The following is a 23,411-nucleotide window of genomic DNA, read 5'->3' on the forward strand; positions in this document are numbered from 1 at the left end:
GGAGGTTAATCTTATGAGCTATGATAATAATGATAGAAATAAAATAAGAAGAAAAAAAGTTAGCTCCTCTACTAGTAAGAGTAGTTCAACTTCTAGTAAAACCCAAAACAAAAAGAAATCTAAGTCAAAATCTAAAAAAGATAAATTTAGGTACTTTAGATCTGCTGGAGTAATATTTTTAATACTTTTAGTTGTTGGGTCAGCTGGTTTTTGTGGGTTAGTCTTTGCTTCTCTTAGAGATGTAGAACCTGTAACAGAAGCTCTGCTAAACGAAAAAACGCATCAGACAACTACTATTAACTATGCTACTGGAGATAAACTATCAAATGCACCAAGTATAAATAAAAAAACGCCAGTGCCACTAGATAAGATATCAAAAGATTTGCAAAATGCAGTCATCTCTATAGAAGATGAGCGTTTTTATGAGCATAATGGTGTAGATATCAAGGGACTACTTAGATCTGTTGTAAAAACATTGACTGGTACCAAACAAGGTGGGAGTACTGTGCCTATGCAGGTATCTAAGATGTTGTTGACAACTGAGCAACAAACTTTGCCTCGTAAAATCAAAGATATATATTATGCCTATGAAATGAGCAAAAACGTAAGCAAAGAAAAGATTTTAGAGACTTATCTGAATAATTTCTTCGTAGGTAAAGGACTTGCAGGTGCAGAAGCTGGTGCCCGTGGTTACTTCGACAAATCAGCATCAGACCTTACTTTAAGTGAGGCGGCTCTATTAGCTGGTTCTACAAAAAATCCATCTAAGTTCTCTGCATATACTACAGCGAAGTTAGACGGTTCGGAAACCAAAGAGCAATTAGAGAATAAGCTCTTGTTCTTTACTAATACCACTGACGATAGTCTTGATGATCCAACAGAAGTGGACTTTAATATGATAGATAAAATAAACTCTTGGGGACTAATATCTGATCGTGATATTTATAAACAGCTTAAAGACGGAACTCTTGTAGTTAGAAAAGCTATAAATAACCCAAAAGCTAAAGAAAGACAAGAAGTTGTTCTTAAAAAGATGTTAGAATTAGGTCATATAAACGACCAAGAATACAGCAAGGCTATGACAGATGAGATAAACATAAAACTTCCTAAGTCTGCTGAAAAAGTATCTTCATCAGTTGAGGACTATATAGAATCAGAAGTTATAGATGCTCTTATTGAGCAAGGACATACTGTAGACGAAGCTAGAAATATGTTCTACAACGGCGGTCTAATAATTAATACTACTATAGACCCTAAAATGCAAGATGCCCTAGAAACTGAGTATGAAAACAATGACAACTTCCCTGGTCACACTATTGGTGCAGATGGAATAAGTCAACCTCAGTCATCTATGGTTATACTAGACTACAAAAATGGAAATATAAAAGCCTTAGTTGGTGGAAGAAACATAAAAGGTAGAAAAACTTTAAATAGAGCTATTACACCTAAACAACCCGGTTCTACTATAAAACCTCTATCTGTTTATACACCGGCTATAGATACATTAAAAATTACTCAAGCAGATGCTGTTAGCGATGTTAGGGGTGGATATAAATTTAAGGATAACATTAGATGGAATCCTAAAACTACTACTCCAGGTAAAGGAACTATGAGCCTTCGCAAGGCTTTAGCAAAATCTTCAAACACAATAGCTGCTAAAACAGCTGAAATGCTTGGAGGAACTTATGACGAGTGTGTAGATGTAATGATTGATTATTTGAAAAACTTCGGTATAACAACATTAAATAATAGTCCTGGAGCCAACACTGACAGAAACTTCTCTGCACTGACATTAGGTGGTATGGCTGAAGGTGTATCGCCTCTACAAATGGCTGTAGCTTATGGTACTCTAGCCAATCAGGGTACTTATGTTGAACCAAGTATATTTACTACTATAACTACTTATGACGGTCAGTTAATAGTAAAAAATACTCCTGAGGAACACAAAGTTGTAGATCCTGAGGTTGCTTATGTACTTACAGATATGTTGTGCTCTGTTGTCACTGAAGGTACAGGTGGAGCTGCATCATTGCCAAATGGAATGCCTGTAGCTGGTAAAACTGGTACAACTAACAACTCCAAAGATGCTTGGTTTGTAGGATACACTCCTTATTATGTAGGAGCCACTTATCTAGGAGATGATGCAGGAACAAAGGATGCTAATGGTAACAATGTTGCACGTAGAAAAGTAAAGGGTGGAAGTGGTTCAACTGCTAGACTATGGGCTAAGGTTATGGCCAAAGTTCACCAAAACTTAACTGTTACTAAATTCCCTATACCTAAGAATGTATACTTTACAAAAATAAACCTAATAGATGGTGGAAGATCACCTTCAGGTTCTAAGGCAGCATTTATAAAGGGTACTTACCCTGGAAGAATAAGTTCCTACAGAGATGTAGAAGAAACTGATAAGCCTGAAGAAACTGAGCAAAACAATGATCCTAGTCAACCTAATAATAATGAAAATCCAAATCCTGGGCAACCGACAAACCCAAATCCTACTCAACCAAATCCAGGTGGCGGGTCAGAATCACCTGCTCCTCCTCCAGTTGATAACAATAATCCTGGGGGCGGTAATAGCGGTGGTAACAACGGCGGATCGACTCCTCCTCCAGCTCCAAACGAGCCTGAGGGCGGTAATAATCCTTAGTTGAAATATTGAATAATAAGATAAATAAAAAGAGAGTCGCATTTAACAAAATAGCGATTCTCTTTTTTTAAATTCTAGTTTTTATTTACATTCTATCTTTTACTTATATAATTCATATTTATATATTTTATGGATTTGTTATAAAATTCTTCTTAAGGCTTCGCTTTAGGTGTAAATACAACTGCCATTATATATCCAAAAAATACTGCAGCAGCTATTCCTCCAGCTGTAGCTGTTGTACCACCTAAAAATACACCGAGAAGTCCATCAGTTTCTATAGACCTTATAACTCCTTTTGCAAGAGAATATCCAAACCCTATTATAGGTACTGTTGCCCCTGAACCTCCAAATTTTACAATTGGCTCATATAGTCCTAAAAATGTAAGAATAACTCCACTAGTTACGTAGGTAACCATTACATAAGGAGTTTGCATCTTAAAATAATCCATCATTATCTGTGCGATTAAACATATAATACCACCTACTAAAAAGACTTTTAAATATTCAATTAGCAAATTACCGCCTCCTAATTATTTACAATTACTACTGCATGGGCAATGCAAGGTATAGTCTGTTTTTGTAGTGTACTTGTAGGGGATAATAAAGCTCCTGTTGAAACTAGCATTACTTTTTTAAATTCATTTTTTACTAATTTATCATAGATATAGCCTGCGAACACAGTCGCTGAACATCCACATCCACTTCCTCCACAATGTACATCCTGTTTTTCTAGGTCAAACATTTCTATACCGCAGTCTACATATACATTTGATATATCTATTCCTCTTTCCTTTAGAAGATCCTCTGTTATTTTCTTTCCTACTACGCCCAAATCTCCTGTAGCAATTAAATCAAAACTATTTGGATCATCTTTTGTATCTTCAAAGTAAGAGTATATTGTGTCTATGGCTGCTGGAGCCATAGCTGCTCCCATATTATTTCCATCGTCAATTCCTTTGTCTATTACCTTACCTGTTGTTATATACTTTACCTTTGGACCATTACCTTCTGATGCAATCAATACAGATCCAGCACCTGTAACTGTCCACTGAGCTGTCATAGGCTTTTGATTTCCTAGTTCTAGTGGAAATCTAAACTGTCTCTCTGCCGTACAATAATGACTTGATGTTCCAGCTAAAGCCAAGTCGGCAAATCCTCCATCTACAATCATAGATGCTAAACTTATTCCTTCTGACATAGTTGAACATGCTCCATATATTCCAAAGAATGGTATCTCTAGTTCTCTAGCTGCAAACGATGCAGGGAATAACTGGTTGATTAAATCTCCTGCAAATAGATAGTTTACATCAGTTAATTTCTTTCCTGCCTTATTGACAGCCTTTTTCATAGCAGTTTCTACCATCTTGCTCTCAGCCAATTCCCAAGTTTTTTGTCCATATAAATCATCTGTTAAAACTAGATCAAAATACTGGTTTAGAGGTCCTTCTCCTTCTTTTGGCCCTACAACTGAGCCAGTTGATATTATGGTTGGCTTGTTCTCTAATTTCACCGTCATTTTACCAATTCGTTTACTTTTCATAGTGTCACTTCCTTACTTTAGAATATAATATATTAGTCCACATAAAATGGAAGATCCTATTCCATAAACTAAAACTGGACCTGCTATTTTAAATAAATTTGCTCCAACTCCTAAAACATAACCTTCTCTTTTGTACTCCATAGCTGGTGAAACTATCGAGTTTGCAAACCCAGTAATAGGGATTATTGACCCTGCTCCTGCCCTTTTCCCAATAATATCGTAAATTCCTACACCTGTTAAAAATGCCCCTATAAAAATTAATGTGATTGATGTTGCAGTAGCAGCTCCCATCTTGTCTAACCCGGCAAATTTAATATAGGAATTATTTATTATTTGTCCTATTACAGATATAATTCCACCTACAACGAAAGCCAAAGTATAGTTTTTTATATAAGTTGGCTTAGGACTTATATCATCTACATACTTTTTATAATTATTATCCAAATTAAACACCTCCAGATTACTTTAAATTATTATCCAACCTAAAAAAGAACCTAGTACTTTACCTATTAATAAGGAAAGTATTACATACTTTAAGTATTCACTCGGCAATCTCAATCTCCTCGATACAACTGGTATATAATCCATTATTTCGGTCAAACCAGAACTTAAAAAACCTATGAAGATGCCATAGGCTAAACCTGAGATTATAGTCTTTAATTTTACTATAGTAGGTATATTTAAGACTAAGGAGTGCAGGTCATATAAATATATAATTCCTCCCATAAAAGCACCTACTACAAGAAGAGTCTCATATAATCTTATAAAGCTTGTTGTTTTGCTTACATGTGCCATTCTAGGAACTACTCCTACTAAAATAAATATCGCTATAACTCCAGATCCAACTATAATCCCTGCCGACAATCCAAATATAACTAAAAATACTCTCACTCTATTTCCTCTTGTTCATCAACTGATTTTTTATTTCTTTGTCTAATGAGACCATCCTTAGATCTAAAGGACTAGGCTCATACCTTGAGTATGTCGGTATAAACTTATTGAAAAATAAAGCCACTCCTATCCCTATTCCCAGTGAATATGGTATTTGAAAATAGGGAAGATAGGTTTTACTGTCATTAGTTATAAAGTCTACTAGCCTAGATTGAGACTGCATCATATTGACATCTGAATGGAAATTCATTATTCCCATTATAGATCCCATCAACACCACTATAGACACTATTAAAACTCTTATAAGTTTTGTACTATCTCTCTTATTTCTTTCAAATAAGATAACTACATCATCCAGTTTTGTAAAATTTATGCGAACTAGAGGAAGTTTCTTATTTATAGCTTCTATCACCTCCCCTAAATGTATTACATCATATTTAAGATTATTGTCATCATAACATCTCAAACAGATGTCGTTGATTTCAGTTCGATAATTTTCAGGATAAACTTCGTATACATCCTTTAGATAAACTTCCTTTTTGTTGATATCAAATGATTTTGTCTTTATTGGTATTAAATAAATATCTTTCATAATCTATAACACTTCCTCTTTGTTATTATTTGTTAAATAGCAAAAAAATAAACCCCTAATTTTTATATAGTTTATTAATTTATAAATATATAAATTAATAAACTATATTTAGAAGGTTTATTTTTTAGTTTTATTATTTCTTTATTTTTGTATTTAACTTATGTACGATTTTAACTTTGATAAAACTTTCTTTTCTATTCTTGATACTTGAACCTGAGATATGTCTAGCATTTCACCTATCTCACTTTGAGTTTTATCTTCAAAGTATCTAAGCATAATTATCTGTCTTTCCCTTTTTTCTAATTTTCCTAGTACTTCTTTGAGTAATAAATTATCTATTAACTTCTCCTCTTCACTTTCTCCTTTCTGACTAATTTTATCTATTAGACATATAGGAGCGCCTTCTTCTTCATGTATAACTCCGTGAAGATACTCAACATTAAAATTAGACTCCATAGCCATTACTAGCTCTTCTTTTTCTACTCCAAGTTCATCTGCAATCTCTTCTATACTTGGATCCCTACCTAACTTTTTTGTTAAAGTTTCTTTTTGTGTTTTAGCTTTTATAGCTATTTGTTTTAGGGATCTAGATACTTTTATCATGCCATCATCCCTTAGGTATCTCTTTATTTCACCTAAAATCATTGGCACTGCATATGTTGAAAATCTTACATTAAATTTTGGATCAAATTTATATATTGACTTCATAAGTCCTATAGAGCCCAGTTGGAATAAGTCATCTCTATCGTATCCTATATTTAAAAACTTTGTGACAACACTTCTAACTAGCCCTAAGTTGCTAGAAATAAGTATTTCCTTTGCCTCCTCATCTCCATATTGAACTCTTTGAATTAAATCTAAAGTTTCCTCATGAGTTAGGAGTGCTTTTTTCTCTTCTTTACTTGCAGTTATCCCCATAATAAAACCTCTATTCTATTTGGTCTTTATTTAGGCAAGTTTATCTTTTTTGTCATTACTATTTTAGTCCCATCACCCTTTATTGAACTTACCTTTACATCATCCATAAAACTTTCCATAACAGTAAATCCCATACCGGATCTCTCAAGCTCTGGTTTTGATGTATAAAGCGGTTGCATAGCCATCTGTATATCTTCTATTCCATTTCCTCTATCCTCTACTACGATTTTTATTGTATTTTTTTGTATTGTACATCTTAAGTATACAAATTTAGATTCATCTTCTTCATATCCATGTATAATAGCATTTGTAACAGCTTCTGATACAGCTGTTTTTATATCAGCTATTTCATCTAATGTCGGGTCTAGTTTTGCAGCAAAAGATGCAACTATCACTCTTGCTAAACTTTCATTTTCGGATTTAGCAGAAAACTTAACTTCTATAGTATTACTCATTATACATTCCCCCCTTACAAAGAACTTTCGGCTTCTTCATATGTGTCATAAATAAAAATTATTTTATTTAGGCCAGATAAATCAAATATCTTTCTAACTCTTGGACTCACATTCACTATAGCTACCCTGCCATTTTCATTAGAAATTTTCTTATATCTGCCTATTATGACCCCTATGCCTGAAGAGTCCATAAAACTAATGTTTCTAAAATCAAACACTATATTCTTAATTTGTCTAGCGGATAATAACTCATCTAGAGTTTCTCTAATTTCAGTTGAAACATGATGATCTAACTCTGATATCGTGAATTCAACTAACAAATTACTCTCGTCTAAAGAATACTTTATCATCTACATGCCCCCCTACAGTTTATAAAACTTACTCCCTTTCTATCAATTCTATAAGCAAATTTCTTATCCTTCGATGAAATATAACTAGTTTTGTTTTATTATGTCTATTATTAGTTTATTTCTATTTTTGTGCGCCGTTTAACCATAGATATGCTCCTGTTTGTAAACTATATTTGTATTATGTATTATATTCAGATGCAACCTATCTTTTCCTACATTATTATTTATTTCCAATTTATGAATAATATATTCATTAAAAACATAAAAAATCAAAAAAATAGCCCTGTTTTTACTACCATATCTAAAATAGCGGTAAAAACAGGGTGTTTATATGATTTTATACTTACTTCTTATTTTTCTTATTTGCTTTTTCTATATTTATCTTATTACCTTTTATTTTTATATCTTTCATTTTTTCTAATACTTTTTTAGCATCTTTTTTAGGAACTTCTACAAAAGTATACTTATCATATATATCTATCGTACCTACTAACTTACCTGAAATTCCAACTTCTCCAGCTATAGCTCCAACTATATCTTTGGCTTGAACTCTTTGATTTCTACCTATGTTTATAAATAGTCTAATCATTCCTTCTTTAGCACCAGTGTCCCCATCTCTATTTCTAGATTTATTTCTTTCTCTTCTTGATGGTTCTTCTATTATTTCTTCTTTTAATTCTTCTCCTAATGCTAGCTTTAAAAGAGCTGAAGCTACATCTATAGTTCCATAGTCTTCTTCGTTGCAGAAAGTTTCTAACCATTGTAATTGTTTAGTTAAATGACCTTCTTCTATAACTTCTTTTACTTGATTAAAGAAAGCACTTATTTTCTTTTCTTCGACGTCCGATATTGATGGTATGCTGTGTTTTACTAACTTAGATTTTGTATATCTTTCTATATCTTTCATTTTTCTAAGTTCTTTTCCGAATACGAAACTAAAAGATATTCCTTCTCTACCAGCACGACCTGTTCTACCTATTCTATGAACATAGTACTCCTCATCTTGTGGTAAGTCATAGTTGAATACACACTCAACATCATCTACATCTATTCCTCTAGCTGCAACATCTGTGGCAACCAATATATCTATAGTACCATTTCTGAATTTATCCATTACTATATCTCTTTGAGTTTGCTTTAAATCCCCATGTAGGGCATCTGCAAAATATCCTCTAGCCTGTAAATCACTTACTAATTCATCTGCCCCTCTTTTTGTATTACAGAATACAACAGATAATTTAGGGTTGTATACATCTACTAATCTGCATAAAACTTCTAATTTATTGGCAGATTTAGTTTCTATATAATATTGTTTTATATTTGGAACTGTAAGTTCTTTTCTAACTACTTTAATATGTTCCGGATCTTTTTGGTACTTTTTAGTTAAATCTAATATCCCTTTTGGCATAGTTGCTGAGAAGAAAGTAGTTTGTCTATCCTCTGGAGTCTTGCTTAAAATCATCTCTATATCTTCCCTAAATCCCATATCTAGCATTTCATCTGCTTCGTCTAATATAACCATTCTTACATTATCCATTTTAATAGTTTTTCTATTAATATGATCTATTGTACGCCCTGGTGTTCCTATTACAACCTGTACCCCCGACTTTAATGACTTTATCTGTCTATCTATAGGTTGACCTCCATAAATAGGAAGTGTTTTTATCCCGTGCATATATTTAGCTAATTTTCTTATTTCCTTTGAAACTTGTATTGCAAGTTCTCTAGTCGGACAAAGTACAACAGCCTGTAAAGATCTGTTGTTTGGATCTATCGATTCTAATATCGGTATACTAAATGCAGCTGTTTTTCCCGTTCCTGTTTGAGCTTGTCCTATTACATCCTTTCCTGATAAAATCACAGGTATTGATTGTGATTGTATCGGAGATGGCTCCTCAAACCCCATTTCAGCTATTGCTTTCTTTATATTTTCGTTTATTTGTAAATCATCAAACTTTGTTATATTCATATATTATTCCTTTCCGTTATCAATTAATCTTAACCTATCCATTATACACTTTAAAAATTTATTATGCAATTAATATTTACCAATTCATCATTTTTCAATTATTATTTTGAACAATTCAATTATTATTTTGAACAATATGTATAGATCTTATTCTAGTTTTGTGGTACTTAATATATAATTTTTATGTTTATTATGTCTTATATATATGTTTATTATGCCTTATATAATGGATAGATTTTGATTATACTATGTACATAGTATATAAAACGGATATATATGCAATATATAATGTAAGCAATAATATACCTTGTAATCTATAAAGCTTATCTTTTTTAATTGTAGGTATAATTAAAACAACTAATAATAATATCATAAATGGAAAATCTACTTTTATATTTTGCGTTAATATAGGTATATTGTTTGGTATCGCTGAAAAAGATATAACTGACACTATATTTAATATATTTGCTCCTAAAACATTTCCTACAGAAATTGCGTGGTGATTCTTTCTTATAGCGGTCAATGAAGATACTAATTCTGGAAGAGATGTTCCAAGTGCTATAACTGTCAAACTTACTATTCCCTGAGGTATTCCTATGATTTGGGCTATTTTGACCCCATTATCTATAAGAAGTTTAGATCCCACTACCATCATTACCAACCCTAAAATAAAAAATATAAATATCTTTATTACTTCAAATCCTTTTAATGATGCATTTTTTTTACAGCCCGTAGTTTTATTTCTACTTTTTAAATTTTTATTACTACCTACCACGCTTTTGTAATTACTTACCATATATATAGTAAGAATTAACATTAGAACTACAGAATCCATTTTTTCTATGCTTCCATCTAATCCTAAAATAACGAGTGCTATTACTGAGATTATCAAAAGGACAGATTTTGAAAAAAACATATCTTTATCTACTTTAAATGGACTAATAACAGATACTAATCCCAATACTAATCCTGTGTTACATATTATAGATCCTACTGCATTTCCCAAACTCATTGTAGTGTGACCATCTACAGATGCAAAAAACGAAACTGTAAGTTCTGGAAGTGTAGTCGCAAAACTTACTATAGTTGCTCCCAAAACAAGTTCTGATATATTTGTTCTCTTTCCTATTTCAACAGTATTATTAATAAATATATCTGCTCCTTTACTTATTAGTATAAGACCTATCATAAATAGTAATAATATAATAAACATTAAATCCCCTCCTATATAAATAAATATTCTTTTGGGATCTAAATATTCAAGTTTATTTTTGTATATTACATTTTGCTTTGTTGCAAAATCTCTTGCAATTTAGGCTGTATAAATGTATATTTTTTAACTAATTGTTAGAAAATTTAAAATAATTTTAAAAATCTATTTTACTTATTATTATGTTTTAGGTTTTAATTTCACGGGTATCAAATAAATATCACCATAAGTATAATAAATACGACATATAATGCTTAATCAAAAAAACAATAAAGGTAAATTTAATTATTGTATACAAAATACCCTTTTTATGATATTATAATCTTGTTTAAAAGATATCTAGCTAGATTTTAAATATATTTAAATATATATATAATTAAAATATTAAATTTACCTAACTTAAGGAGGCTATCAAAATGAATGCATGGCAAGGATTCAAAACTGGTAGATGGACTAAAGAAATAGATGTTAGAGAGTTCATCCAATTAAACTACACTCCATACGAAGGAGATGACTCTTTCTTAGTTGGTGCTACAGAAAACACTAAGAAATTATGGGACGAAGCTATGGTTTTATTCCAAAAAGAAAGAGAAAATGGTGGTACTTTAGACGTTGATACAAAAACTGTATCTGGAATAGCTGCATATGCTCCAGGTTACTTAGATAAAGAGTTAGAAACTGTTGTTGGTTTCCAAACTGATGCTCCTTTAAAAAGAGCTATTATGCCATACGGTGGTATAAGAATGGTTGAAACTTCTTGTAAAGCTTATGGATATGAATTAGATCCAGAAGTAAGTGAAATATTCACTAAATACAGAAAAACTCATAACCAAGGTGTATTCGATGCTTACACAGGAGAAATGAGAGCTGCTAGAAAATCTGGTATAATAACAGGACTTCCAGATGCTTACGGAAGAGGTAGAATCATAGGTGACTATAGAAGAGTTGCTTTATACGGTGTTGACGCTTTAATAGAAGAAAAACAAAATCAAAAACTTTCTTTAGAAGTTAATTGCATAGACGAAGAAATAATAAGAGCTAGAGAAGAAATATCTGAGCAAATAGTTGCATTAAATGAACTTAAGAAAATGGCTGAATCTTATGGATTCGATATATCTAAACCAGCTACTAACTCTAGAGAAGCTGTTCAATGGTTATACTTTGCATACTTAGGTGCTATAAAAGACCAAAACGGTGCTGCAATGTCTTTAGGTAGAACTTCTACTTTCTTAGATATATACTTTGAAAGAGATTTAGCTGCTGGAACAATAACTGAAGAAGAAGTTCAAGAATTAATGGACCATTTCGTAATGAAACTAAGAATGGTTAAATTCTTAAGAACTCCTGAATACAATGATTTATTCTCTGGTGACCCAACTTGGGTAACTGAAGCAATCGGTGGTATGGGAATAGATGGTAGAACATTAGTAACTAAAAACTCATTCAGAGTTTTAAATACTCTTTATACTCTTGGACCATCTCCAGAACCAAACTTAACAGTATTATGGTCTAATAGATTACCTCAAGGATTCAAAGATTTCTGCTCTAAAGTATCTATAGATACTAGTTCAGTTCAATATGAAAATGATGACTTAATGAGAGAATACTGGGGAGATGACTACGGTATAGCTTGTTGTGTATCTGCAATGAGAATAGGTAAACAAATGCAGTTCTTCGGAGCTAGAGTAAACTTAGCTAAAACATTATTATACGCTATAAACGGTGGTGTTGACGAAAAATCAGGTGCTCAAGTAGGACCAAGATTTGAACCAATAACTTCTGAATACTTAGACTTCGACGAAGTTATGGCTAAATTCGAACTATTCACTGACTGGTTAGCAAACTTATATGTAAATACATTAAACATAATACACTATATGCATGACAAATATTCTTATGAAGCATTAGAAATGGCTCTTCATGATAGAGACGTATTCAGAACTATGGCTTGTGGTATAGCTGGTTTATCAGTATGTGCGGACTCTTTATCAGCTATAAAATATGCTAAAGTTAAAACTATAAGAAACGAACAAGGTGTAGCTGTTGACTTCGAAATAGAAGGAGACTTCCCTAAATACGGAAACAACGATGATAGAGCTGATGATTTAGCTGTATACTTAGTTGAAAGCTTCATGAACAAAATAAGACAAAACAAAACTTACAGAAATGCTTACCACACTCAATCTGTACTTACTATAACTTCAAACGTTGTTTATGGTAAGAAAACTGGTAACACTCCATGTGGTAGAAAAGCTGGACAACCATTCGCTCCAGGTGCTAACCCAATGCACGGAAGAGATACTAACGGTGCATTAGCTTCATTAGCTTCTGTTGCTAAGTTACCATACGAGCATTCTCAAGATGGTATATCTAACACATTCTCTATAGTACCAGGTGCTTTAGGAAAAGATATGTCTGAAAGAGTTACAAACTTATCTTCTATGTTAGACGGATACTTCGGAGACGGAGCTCATCACTTAAACGTAAACGTATTTGATAAAGCAACTTTAGAAGATGCTATGGAACATCCAGAAAAATATCCTCAATTAACTATAAGAGTTTCAGGATATGCAGTAAACTTTATAAAATTAACAAGAGAACAACAATTAGATGTTATAAATAGAACATTCCATGCAAAAATGGCTTAATTCTAATATTTAATCATCAAAAGTATATATTTTTTTAGGGTGTAAGATTCATCAGCTTGCACCCTTTTTTTGTAAGTTTTAACCAAATAATTTTTGGGTATAATTATAAATACATATAACTAATTATTTTATAATATTTTATAGACAACATCTATAAAATATCCTATAATCTATTTGTGTTAGTACTTTGTATACAATATATGTTGATTTAGACATATCTCAAAATAAATTTAAGAGGTGTAGAAATGGTTAAAGGAAGAATTCATTCAATAGAAACATTTGGTACAGTAGATGGCCCTGGTATAAGATATGTATTATTTTTACAAGGTTGCCCTTTGAGATGTAAATACTGTCACAATAGAGATACTTGGGATCCTAAATGTGGCGAAGAATATACTACAGACGAAATAATCAATCAAGCTCTTAAGTATTATTCATATATGAAATTTTCTGGAGGTGGTATAACAGCTTCAGGTGGTGAGGCTACATTACAACCAGAATTCCTAACAGAATTATTTGCTAAAGCTAAGAAAAATAAAATCCATACTTGTCTAGATACTTCTGGATTTGTAGATATAGACACTATAGATCCAATTCTTGATAATACAGACCTTGTTCTTCTTGATTTAAAGCATATGATTGAAGAAAAGGCTAAAGATTTAACTGGTGTTGGAATTGAAAAAACACTAAAATTAGCTAAGCACTTAGATGAAAGAAATATACCTGTTTGGATAAGACACGTTCTTATTCCTGGTATCACAGATGACGTTGAAAACCTTGAGAAACTAGGTGAATTCGTTTCTACACTTAATAATGTAGAAAGATTTGAGTTGCTACCATACCACACTATGGGTATCCATAAATGGGAGAACATGGGAGTAGATTATGAACTAAAAGATGTCCCAGATGCAACTCAAGCAGATGTAGATAAAGCTAGTGAAGTAATATCTAAGTTTGGTGTTACTGTATTTAATAAAACGGCCTAAAAAATAAAGTAAGAGACTATAAACTCATAATCTCTTACTTTATTTTTTATTATATAAAATTAAAATTCTATGTCTTCTACTTCTATGTTATCTATAGCATCTTGTATAAGTTTCTCAACATCTAATTCAGTTTCTGATTTTTCTATTCTCTCTAATCTAGGCTTAGTAACCGGTTTTTTAGGAGAAAATACACTACAACAGTCTTCCTCTGGTATTATAGATGTTTCAAATGTACCTATCTTCTCTGCTAAACTTACTATATCAGACTTATCCATAGCTATAAGCGGTCTAAATACAGGAAGTGTTACTGAAGCATTTGTACAAGTTAATCCCTGTATTGTCTGAGAAGCAACTTGTCCTATACTTTCCCCTGTAACTAAAGCATCACAAAATCTCTTTTCTGCGACTCTTTGAGCTATCCTCATCATAAATCTTCTAGATATTATAGTTGTCTCCTCTTCTCTACAATTAAGACCTATAGCTTTTTGTATCTCAACTATATTAACTTTATGAAGTTTAATTCTTCCACAATATTTAGATAGTATTTTAGCTAAATCTCTAACCTTTTCTTGAGACTTTTCACTAGTGAAAGGATAACTATGAAAATGTATAGCCTCTATTTCCATCCCTCTCTTTGCAACCATCCATGTGGCTACAGGAGAATCTATCCCACCTGATAAAAGAGACATTGCTTTTCCGTTAGTACCCAAAGGTAATCCTCCATAACCAGGTACTGTATCACTGTATACCATTATATGACTTTCTCTCAACTCACACTTAATCTTGATTTCTGGATTTCTTACATCTACTTTTATTCTATCCTTGACCTGAGATACTAGGTATCCTCCTATATCTAAGCTCATCTCTTGTGATGTTAAACGGAAAGATTTATCTCCCCTTCTACTCTCAACCTTGAAACTTTTAGCACCTTCTTCTATCTTCTCTTCTAACATTTTAAGTGCTAATTCTTTTAATTTATCATAATCTTTTTCTGCTCTTACTCCTGGACAAACACCTACTATACCAAATACTTTTTTTACTTCTTCTATTACCTCTTCGTATTCATAATCCTCTAAATCAACATAAATTCTTCCATATTCTTTGTATACTTTAAAAGTACCTATTGGCTTTAACATATTCTTTATATTTTTTATAAGTTTATTTTCAAATATATATCTATTTTTTCCCTTTACTCCTATTTCTCCATACTTAACTATTAATACATTATACAAAATATCACCTCTTAATTTATCTTCTTATTATCATCCTTAAGTCATTTACTGATTCTTTAAGTACATTTACTACTTCTTTTATTTGATCTTCGCTATTTGTATCTGATAGACTAAATCTTATCGCTCCCTCTATTTCATCAGGTTTAAGTCCTATTGCATTTAATACATGACTCCCTTTTTTCTTAGATGAGCAAGCAGATCCTGTTGATACATAAATTCCTTTTTGCTCTAAGTAATGTAGTAAAACTTCTCCTTTTACTCCTCTAAATGAAATATTTAGTATATGACATACGCCATCCTCTGGAGAATTTACTTTTATATCATCTATATTATTTACTATCTCTCTCTTTAACATATCTTTTAATTTAGATATTTTTTCTATTACTGCATTTAAATCCTGGTTTATTATTTTAACAGCTTCCCCTAGACCATATATCCCTGGCACATTTTCTGTTCCTGATCTTATTCCTATTTCCTGGCCTCCACCAGTTAACAATGGTTTTAGTCTATTATTTTCCTTTATATACATAAATCCTATACCCTTTGGCCCATGGAATTTATGACCACTTACACTCATAAAATCTATATTATATTTTGATGGTCTAAAATTAATTTTACCGTAAGATTGGATAGCATCTACATGTAAATATACCTTTTCATCTAGTGTTTTTAAGTATTTACCTATCTCAGCTATAGGTTGTATGCTGCCTATCTCATTATTTACATGCATTATTGTTATTAAACACGTACTAGGTTTAATAGACTCTTTTAATTCATTTAAATCTATTTTACCATTTTCATCAACCTTTAAGTAAGTTATCTCAAATCCCTCTAATTCTAAGTCTTTAAGAGTATTTAGTACAGATGGATGTTCTATAACAGTAGATATTATATGATTTTTTCTTTTTTTATTTAAATTCGCTATCCCTCTTATTATGGTGTTATTAGATTCCGTTCCACCAGATGTAAAGTATATCTCCTTATCTTTAGCTCCAATGCTTTTTGCAATGTTTTGTCTTATTAGTTTTATGTTTTTTTCTACTTCTATTCCTTTTCTATGCAAAGAAGAAGGATTCGCGTAGTCCTCTGTAAGTGCTTGTAGCATTTTATCAACTACTTCCTTATAAGGTTTAGTAGTAGCACTATTATCTAAGTATATTTCCATTTTCAACCCTACCTTCTATATCAAATTTATTTGTATATTATTTAATATCACGTTCTTAACCCCATCATTACATTATACCACTAAATTAAATATTTTTTAACTTGTTAAACTTAATTTATAATTATCAAGACTAAATCCCTCTATAATTTTTCTGACTTATTTTTAGATAAATCAAGGTGTATTAAACGTTTTTGTCGATTTTTTTATTTTTTTTTCATTTTTTTAAAAAAATGTATTGATTTACTTGTCGAACATTGCTATAATAATTTTATGGTTATCCCCCTGATAACCTTGATTAAAATCTCTATTCCCAATACCCCTTTTGAACGGATAGATTTTATATCCATTATCATTAAATTGACTACGGAAATCAATTTAATACATGAAAAAAAAGAGCTTCCCCAAGCTCTTTTTTTTATGTACATCATAGACCTATAACAATTCTTTCTGGTATAATTTTATTATGAAAACTAATTATGTAAGATATATTTTATATGTTTGAATATAGGAGGATGTTATGACAAACAAGAAAAAAGTAGCTATAGTATTCACTGGTGGAACTATATCTATGACTGTAGACGAAAATATAGGTGCTGCAATTCCCACATTATCTGGTGAACAAATACTATCTATGGTAACTAATATTGATAAAGTTGCTAGTGTTGAAGCTTTTAACTTCGATGAAATACCAGGTCCTCACATGACACCTGAAAGAATGATGGAACTAAGAGATTATGTAAATAATTTACTAAAAAGAGAAGATATATGTGGTGTTGTAATAACCCATGGTACGGATAGCTTAGAAGAAACTGCATACTTCCTTGATCTAACTATTGACAACAAAAAACCAGTTGTAGTTACTGGAGCTATGAGAAGTAGTTCTGAACTTGGATATGATGGATCAAGCAATCTTTCTGCCTCTGTTTGTACAGCCGTATCAGAAAAAGCAGTTGGAAAAGGTGTTTTAGTTGTACTAAATAACGAGGTAATGCTTGCATCTGAAGCTACAAAAACTAATACACTAGCTTTGAATACATTCAAATCTATAAGCTGTGGGCCTTTAGGTGTAATAGATTGCAACGAACTTGTTCTATCTAGAGATATAGTCCATAGAACAGTTATAGAAACTGACAATGTAGAATCCAAGGTCGCATTGTTTAAAGCATGTGTTGGGATGGATGAAGAATTCATTAAACTAGCTGTTGATAACGGCTATAAGGGAATTGTCATAGAAGGTATGGGTAGAGGAAATATACCTCCAAGAATGCTTGATGGTGTTAGATATGCCAGAGAAAGAGGCATCCCTGTAGTTATAGTATCTAGATGTCACTCAGGCAGAGTGTTCGATAGTTATGGATACTTAGGTTCTGGTAGAGATTTGAGAAACCTAGGATGTATATTTGGCGGTGACCTTCCTGGTCAGAAAGCTAGAATAAAGCTAATGTTAGCTCTAGGAAAAGCTAATACACTAAATGAAATAAAAGATTTATTTGAAAAAGGTATCTACTACTAAAATCTATAATCTATTAATTTATATAAGGGCTATCACAATAAAATTTGTGGTAGCCCTTTTTAACTAAAGCTTATAGTTGTTTATAAGCCTCTCTAATTCCTTAATTTGAATTTTTACAGAATAACTTGATGGTCCTCCAATTACCTTCCTTTGATTTACACAGTTTTCAAGGGAAATTTCGTTGTATACATCTTCTTTAAACACCTTTGAAAATTTATGAAGTTCACACATAGACATATCAGAGATACATATACCTTTTTCTATACAATAAAGAACAATCTCACCCACTATCTCGTGGCATTTTCTAAAAGGAATTCCACTTTTTACTAAGTAATCTGCAAGGTCTGTTGCATTTGTAAATCCTCCATGCGCAGATTTTTCCATTACGTCCTTGTTTACTTTTAGAGTTTTAATCATTCCCGTAAATGTTATCAGTGAAAGTTTTGTTGTATCTAGGGCATCAAATAAAGCCTCCTTATCTTCTTGCATATCTTTGTTGTATGCTAAAGGTATACCCTTCATTACAGTGAGTAAAGTCACTAAATCTCCATAAACTCTACCAGTCTTTCCTCTAACCAACTCTGCAACATCGGGATTTTTCTTTTGAGGCATTATACTACTTCCAGTACTATATTCATCAGATAATTCTATAAAATTAAATTCATTTGTACACCAAATTATAATTTCCTCTGACCATCTCGAAAGATGCATCATTATAATAGAAAGAATAGATAAAAATTCAATAACATAATCTCTATCAGACACAGAGTCTAGACTATTTAATGTTATCTTTGAAAAATTGAGCTCTCTAGCAACAAACTCCCTATCAAGAGGATAAGTTGTTGTTGCTAGTGCCCCACTTCCTAGAGGCATTTCATCCAGTCTCTTAAAAAAATCCTCTATTCTAGATATATCACGCTTAAACATCTCAGCATAGGCTAAAAAATAATGAGCTAATGTAATAGGTTGGGCCTTTTGCATATGAGTGTAACCAGGCATTATAGTATCTATGTTTTTTGATGCTTTTTCATGAATTGCTTTTAAAAGGTCTAAAATATCCTTAATTAATAATTTGGAATTATCTTTTAAGCAAAGTTTTAAATCTAAGGCAACTTGATCGTTTCTACTTCTACCAGTATGAAGCATTTTTCCTGCCTCTCCTATATGCTCGGTTAGTGCATATTCAACAAAACTATGGATATCTTCAAAATCATCATCAATTTGAATATTATTATTTTCTATATTTTCAAGTAAATACAAAAGCCCTTCTTCGATTTTTTTACAAGAATCTATTGGAAGTATGTTTTGTGCTTTTAACATCTTAATATGTGCAATACTTCCTAAAATATCTTCTTTGTACATTCGTTTATCGACTCTTATCGAAGAATTAAAGTCATTTACATCTTTATTTGTATTCTCATTAAATCTTCCTCCCCAAAGTTTCACTAGATCACATCCTTTTTTAGGGATTCTTTTTTTATAGAATTTTTAAGTTTGGAATGAATAGTTATAGGTAAACCAAAAAGATTTATAAATCCTTCAGCATCGTTTTGGTCATAAACATTGTCTTCTCCGAAAGTGGCAAACTCTTCATTATACAGTGAATACGGAGATGAAATCTTTGCTGTAACTATATTCCCTTTATATAATTTAAGCTTTACTTCTCCAGTTACATTTTCTTGTGTTTTAGATACAAATGATGATAAAGCTTCTCTAAGAGGCGTATACCATTGACCATTGTATACTATATCTGCAAACTTCAATGAAATAACTTCCTTATAATGCATAGTTTCTCTATCTAAACATAAGGATTCAAGAGCTTTATGGGCATAATAAAGTATAGTTCCTCCTGGAGTTTCATATACACCACGAGATTTCATACCTACAAGTCTATTTTCAACCAAATCAATTATACCAATTGCATTTTCCCCACCAATTTTATTTAATGTTTCTATTAATTTTACTCCACCTATCTTTTCGCCATTTAAAAAGGTAGGTATTCCATTTTCAAATCCCAGTGTAATATAAGTCGCCTCATTAGGAGCATCTTCTAATGTTTTTGACATTTCTAAAATTTCCTTATAATTTGGTTCATTTTTAGGATCCTCTAAATCAAGGCCTTCGTGGCTTAGATGCTATAGATTTTTATCCTTACTATAATTAGTTTCAGGTGTGATATTTAAAGGTATTCCTTTGTTTAGTGCATACTCTATTTCTTCTTCACGAGATTTTATATCCCAAATTCTCCAAGGTGCAATTATCGGCATATCAGGTGCAAATGATTTTATAGCGAGTTCAAATCTTACTTGATCATTACCCTTGCCAGTACAGCCATGACATATAGCATCGGCATTTTCACTTTGAGCTATTTCGACTAATCTCTTCGCAATAATAGGTCTTGCAAAAGCCGTTCCAAGTAGATACTTTCCTTCATAAACTGCCCCAGCTTGAAGTGTTTTAAATATATACTCATTTACAAATTCTTCTCTTATATCTTCAATATAAATTTTTGATGCACCTGTATTTATTGCTTTTTCTTCTAACCCATTAAGTTCTTCATTTTGACCGACATTACCCACAACAGCTATTACTTCTTCACATCCATAGGTCTCTTTTAGCCAAGGAATTATTATAGAAGTATCAAGTCCACCAGAGTAAGCTAAAACTACTTTATTATATTTTTTATTATGTTTTGACATACTAAGTCCCCCTATTTATAATATAATCTATATTTTTGTATCTAATCCCGCCAACTAATCTTATAAATGTAAGAAAGTATTAGTTAGCAGGTTTTTAATTTTCATATGAATTTAAATAAGTATTTTATCAAAGAATTCAATTGCTCTTTTGTTACTAGGATTTATAAATACATCTTCTGGGGAACCATCCTCTAGAATAACTCCCTCATCCATAAATATAACTCTGTCTGCTATTTCCTTTGCAAATCCCATTTCATGAGTTACTATAACCATAGTCATACCATCTTTGGCCAGTTCTTTTATAACATCTAAAACCTCTTTTACCATTTCTGGATCAAGCGCAGAAGTCGGTTCATCAAATAGCATCATATCTGGTTGTAGTGCAAGTGCTCTAGCTATTGCCACTCTCTGCTTTTGTCCACCCGATAATTGCGATGGATATGAGTCTTTTTTATCAAGTAAGCCTACTCTCTCAAGTAAATACTTAGCTTTTTTATTAGCCTCTTCTTTGTTCATTTTTTTTAATTTTACTGGTGCCAAAGTTATATTTTCTACAATTGTCTTATGTGGAAATAGGTTGAAGTTCTGAAAAACCATTCCTATCTTTTGTCTGACACTATCTATATTAGTTTTTTTGTCTACTAAATTATATCCTTCAAATATTACCTCTCCAGATGTAGGAACTTCTAATAAATTCATACATCTAAGAAGCGTGCTTTTACCTGAACCACTCGGCCCTAGTATAACTGTTATCTGTCCTTTATCTATTTCTAGGTTTATATTTTTTAGTACTTCTACCGTACCGAAAGATTTACCTAAATTTTTTATAGTAATCATAATATCACTTTCCTTTTATATACTTCATTTCATCTATATATATTTCATTTCGCCCTTATATATTTTATTAATTTGATGCAGCCATTTTCTTTTCTAATATACCTACTAATTTTGACAGTGTGAATGTCAATACAAAATATATTAAAGCCGCCACTATCAATGGTTCAAGTGGTCTGTATATAACATTTTTCACTCTACTTGAAATAAACATTATATCTATTACTCCTATAACAGATATTATCGCTGATTCTTTTACAAGAGTGATAAACTCATTTGCCAAAGCAGGCAGTACGTTTTTTATAGCTTGAGGTATAATCACATATGTCATCGTAGCCCAATATCCGAGTCCCAATGATCTACTTGCCTCAGTCTGACCCTTATCTATTGACTGTATACCTGATCTAAATATTTCAGCTACATATGCCCCAGAATTTATAGATAGAGAAAATACCCCTGCAATAAATTCGCTCGGTATATTAAATATACTTGGAAATTCAATACCTATCTGAGGTAAACCAAAATAAATTATATATATCTGAACAAATAGTGGAGTCCCTCTCAAAACTTCTATATATACACTTGCTATAATTCTAAATACCTTATGTTTGGATATTTTTAGTAAACATATAAATATCCCTATAATAAACCCGAAAAATAATGATGCTAATGAAATCGATACTGTTACTGATGTTCCCTCTAAGAACATCTTATAATACTCACCTAAAAAGCTAAAATCCATAATCCCATCTCCAAACTTATTTATACTACTTAGAAGCAGCTTGAGTTGTCGCTTCTTCTAAAAATTCTTTCATTTTCTCAGAATCTTTTAATTCTTTTATTTTTTTGTTTATTAAGTCTATAAGCTCTTTATTGTTTTCTCCTTTTTTAATTGCAACTGCCATACCTTCTTCTAAATCTTCACCTATTGAACTTTTAGACATTTTTATTCCATCATATTGCTTTACATTTATCATACAAACTGACTCATTTGAAACTATTGCATCTATATTTTTATTTTTTAATTCTAATATAAGATCTGGAGTAGCCGTCAAAGACTTAGCATTATCTAATCCCAAAGTGTTAATAACATAATTTTCTTGGATACTTCCCTTTTGAACTCCCACTTTTAATTTTTTAAGGTCATCTTCTGTTTTTATCTTATCTTCATCACCATCTCTAACTATAACTGCATTTTTGCTTATATAATATAAGTCTGAAAAATCAACACTTTTTTCTCTCTCTTCAGTTGGAGACATACCTGCAAGTACAACGTCAACCTTATCAGCATTTAATGCTCCTATTAAACCATCAAAATCTATTTCTTTGTACTCAACTTCTACTCCGATTTCCTTAGCTATCTCTTGTGCCAGTAAATCATCAAAACCTACTATCTTATCTTCACCATCTACCATTTTATGAAATTCAAACGGTGGAAAATCTGCACTTGTTCCTATAACTATTTTTGAATTTTTCTTTATTTCCTCTAACTTATTTGCTTCTTGATTATCCGTAGATTTACCACTACATCCTACTAGTGACACTGCCAACCCCAATACTACTCCATAGCTTAATAATTTTTTTAATACCTTCATATAAATCTCCCTCTCTTTTTTTATTTTTTAATTTTTATTCATAATATTTTGAAAACCAAAAATATTCTTGAAATTATTTAAAGCATTATTCCATTTATCGCCCTAAGGCAATTAAAAAAGTCCCTTAGTCTAGACGACTAAGAGACGAATTTTCCGCGTTACCA

21 protein-coding genes and 1 pseudogene are annotated in these 23,411 nt (G+C 31.6%); 4 read left to right on the top strand and 18 right to left on the bottom strand.

Annotated features, from left to right (window positions below):
* Positions 1–13: 13 nt before the first annotated feature.
* Positions 14–2,650, top strand: coding sequence for a transglycosylase domain-containing protein (locus BUB34_RS00290; RefSeq protein WP_073123107.1), 2,637 nt, complete (start codon positions 14–16; stop codon positions 2,648–2,650).
* Between the two features lie 152 nt (positions 2,651–2,802).
* Here the strand turns inward: BUB34_RS00290 and spoVAE are convergent, their stop codons facing one another.
* From spoVAE to BUB34_RS00340, 10 genes are all read right to left on the bottom strand, one after another.
* Positions 2,803–3,159: a stage V sporulation protein AE gene (gene spoVAE, locus BUB34_RS00295; protein WP_425547703.1), complete on the bottom strand. Its 357-nt coding sequence runs from the start codon at positions 3,157–3,159 to the stop codon at positions 2,803–2,805.
* 17 nt (positions 3,160–3,176) lie between these two features.
* Positions 3,177–4,190: a stage V sporulation protein AD gene (gene spoVAD, locus BUB34_RS00300; protein WP_073123111.1), complete on the bottom strand. Its 1,014-nt coding sequence runs from the start codon at positions 4,188–4,190 to the stop codon at positions 3,177–3,179.
* 12 nt (positions 4,191–4,202) lie between these two features.
* On the bottom strand, positions 4,203–4,634 hold the full coding sequence (gene spoVAC / locus BUB34_RS00305) for a stage V sporulation protein AC (RefSeq protein WP_073123113.1): 432 nt from the start codon (positions 4,632–4,634) through the stop codon (positions 4,203–4,205).
* Positions 4,635–4,655: 21 nt separating this feature from the next.
* Positions 4,656–5,081: a stage V sporulation protein AB gene (locus tag BUB34_RS00310; protein WP_073123115.1), complete on the bottom strand. Its 426-nt coding sequence runs from the start codon at positions 5,079–5,081 to the stop codon at positions 4,656–4,658.
* A gap of 1 nt (position 5,082) precedes the next feature.
* Positions 5,083–5,673 carry a stage V sporulation protein AA gene (locus tag BUB34_RS00315; RefSeq protein ID WP_073123117.1) on the bottom strand — a complete coding sequence of 197 codons (591 nt, stop codon included), beginning with the start codon at positions 5,671–5,673 and terminating at the stop codon, positions 5,083–5,085.
* 153 nt (positions 5,674–5,826) lie between these two features.
* Positions 5,827–6,591: an RNA polymerase sporulation sigma factor SigF gene (gene sigF / locus BUB34_RS00320; RefSeq protein WP_073123119.1), complete on the bottom strand. Its 765-nt coding sequence runs from the start codon at positions 6,589–6,591 to the stop codon at positions 5,827–5,829.
* 26 nt (positions 6,592–6,617) lie between these two features.
* Positions 6,618–7,046 (bottom strand): anti-sigma F factor, encoded by a 429-nt coding sequence (gene spoIIAB / locus BUB34_RS00325; protein WP_073123121.1) that lies wholly within the window; start codon positions 7,044–7,046, stop codon positions 6,618–6,620.
* A gap of 14 nt (positions 7,047–7,060) precedes the next feature.
* Positions 7,061–7,396 (bottom strand): anti-sigma F factor antagonist, encoded by a 336-nt coding sequence (gene spoIIAA, locus BUB34_RS00330; RefSeq protein ID WP_073123123.1) that lies wholly within the window; start codon positions 7,394–7,396, stop codon positions 7,061–7,063.
* A gap of 343 nt (positions 7,397–7,739) precedes the next feature.
* Positions 7,740–9,365: a DEAD/DEAH box helicase gene (locus BUB34_RS00335; protein ID WP_073123125.1), complete on the bottom strand. Its 1,626-nt coding sequence runs from the start codon at positions 9,363–9,365 to the stop codon at positions 7,740–7,742.
* A gap of 241 nt (positions 9,366–9,606) precedes the next feature.
* Positions 9,607–10,578 carry a calcium/sodium antiporter gene (locus tag BUB34_RS00340; RefSeq protein ID WP_073123127.1) on the bottom strand — a complete coding sequence of 324 codons (972 nt, stop codon included), beginning with the start codon at positions 10,576–10,578 and terminating at the stop codon, positions 9,607–9,609.
* 413 nt (positions 10,579–10,991) lie between these two features.
* Between BUB34_RS00340 and pflB the strand changes: the two genes are divergently transcribed.
* Positions 10,992–13,223, top strand: coding sequence for a formate C-acetyltransferase (gene pflB / locus BUB34_RS00345; RefSeq protein WP_073123129.1), 2,232 nt, complete (start codon positions 10,992–10,994; stop codon positions 13,221–13,223).
* Positions 13,224–13,468: 245 nt separating this feature from the next.
* Positions 13,469–14,209 (top strand): pyruvate formate-lyase-activating protein, encoded by a 741-nt coding sequence (gene pflA, locus BUB34_RS00350; RefSeq protein ID WP_073123132.1) that lies wholly within the window; start codon positions 13,469–13,471, stop codon positions 14,207–14,209.
* Between the two features lie 59 nt (positions 14,210–14,268).
* Here the strand turns inward: pflA and thiI are convergent, their stop codons facing one another.
* Both thiI and BUB34_RS00360 read right to left on the bottom strand, forming a co-directional pair.
* Positions 14,269–15,441, bottom strand: a complete 1,173-nt coding sequence (thiI, locus tag BUB34_RS00355; protein WP_073123134.1) for a tRNA uracil 4-sulfurtransferase ThiI — start codon at positions 15,439–15,441, stop codon at positions 14,269–14,271.
* A gap of 16 nt (positions 15,442–15,457) precedes the next feature.
* Positions 15,458–16,606, bottom strand: a complete 1,149-nt coding sequence (locus BUB34_RS00360; RefSeq protein WP_073123136.1) for a cysteine desulfurase family protein — start codon at positions 16,604–16,606, stop codon at positions 15,458–15,460.
* 517 nt (positions 16,607–17,123) lie between these two features.
* Between BUB34_RS00360 and BUB34_RS00365 the strand changes: the two genes are divergently transcribed.
* Complete coding sequence (locus BUB34_RS00365) at positions 17,124–18,119, top strand: asparaginase (protein WP_073123138.1); 996 nt, start codon at positions 17,124–17,126, stop codon at positions 18,117–18,119.
* A gap of 63 nt (positions 18,120–18,182) precedes the next feature.
* On the opposite strand, the gene argH is transcribed toward BUB34_RS00365, so the two are convergent.
* From argH to BUB34_RS00390, 6 genes and pseudogenes are all read right to left on the bottom strand, one after another.
* Positions 18,183–19,565: an argininosuccinate lyase gene (argH, locus tag BUB34_RS00370; protein ID WP_073123140.1), complete on the bottom strand. Its 1,383-nt coding sequence runs from the start codon at positions 19,563–19,565 to the stop codon at positions 18,183–18,185.
* A pseudogene (locus tag BUB34_RS14030) lies at positions 19,565–20,239 on the bottom strand (argininosuccinate synthase); the annotation flags it as partial. The pseudogene BUB34_RS14030 and the gene argH, both read right to left, overlap by 1 nt.
* Positions 20,240–20,254: 15 nt before the next feature.
* Positions 20,255–20,818, bottom strand: a complete 564-nt coding sequence (locus BUB34_RS14035) for an argininosuccinate synthase domain-containing protein (protein WP_330392722.1) — start codon at positions 20,816–20,818, stop codon at positions 20,255–20,257.
* A gap of 111 nt (positions 20,819–20,929) precedes the next feature.
* Positions 20,930–21,655: an amino acid ABC transporter ATP-binding protein gene (locus BUB34_RS00380; RefSeq protein ID WP_073123142.1), complete on the bottom strand. Its 726-nt coding sequence runs from the start codon at positions 21,653–21,655 to the stop codon at positions 20,930–20,932.
* Positions 21,656–21,722: 67 nt separating this feature from the next.
* On the bottom strand, positions 21,723–22,394 hold the full coding sequence (locus BUB34_RS00385) for an amino acid ABC transporter permease (protein WP_073123144.1): 672 nt from the start codon (positions 22,392–22,394) through the stop codon (positions 21,723–21,725).
* Between the two features lie 25 nt (positions 22,395–22,419).
* Positions 22,420–23,247: a transporter substrate-binding domain-containing protein gene (locus BUB34_RS00390; RefSeq protein WP_073123146.1), complete on the bottom strand. Its 828-nt coding sequence runs from the start codon at positions 23,245–23,247 to the stop codon at positions 22,420–22,422.
* Positions 23,248–23,411: the final 164 nt, after the last annotated feature.

This window comes from Asaccharospora irregularis DSM 2635, assembly GCF_900129815.1.
GTDB classification, from domain to species: Bacteria; Bacillota; Clostridia; order Peptostreptococcales; family Peptostreptococcaceae; genus Asaccharospora; species Asaccharospora irregularis.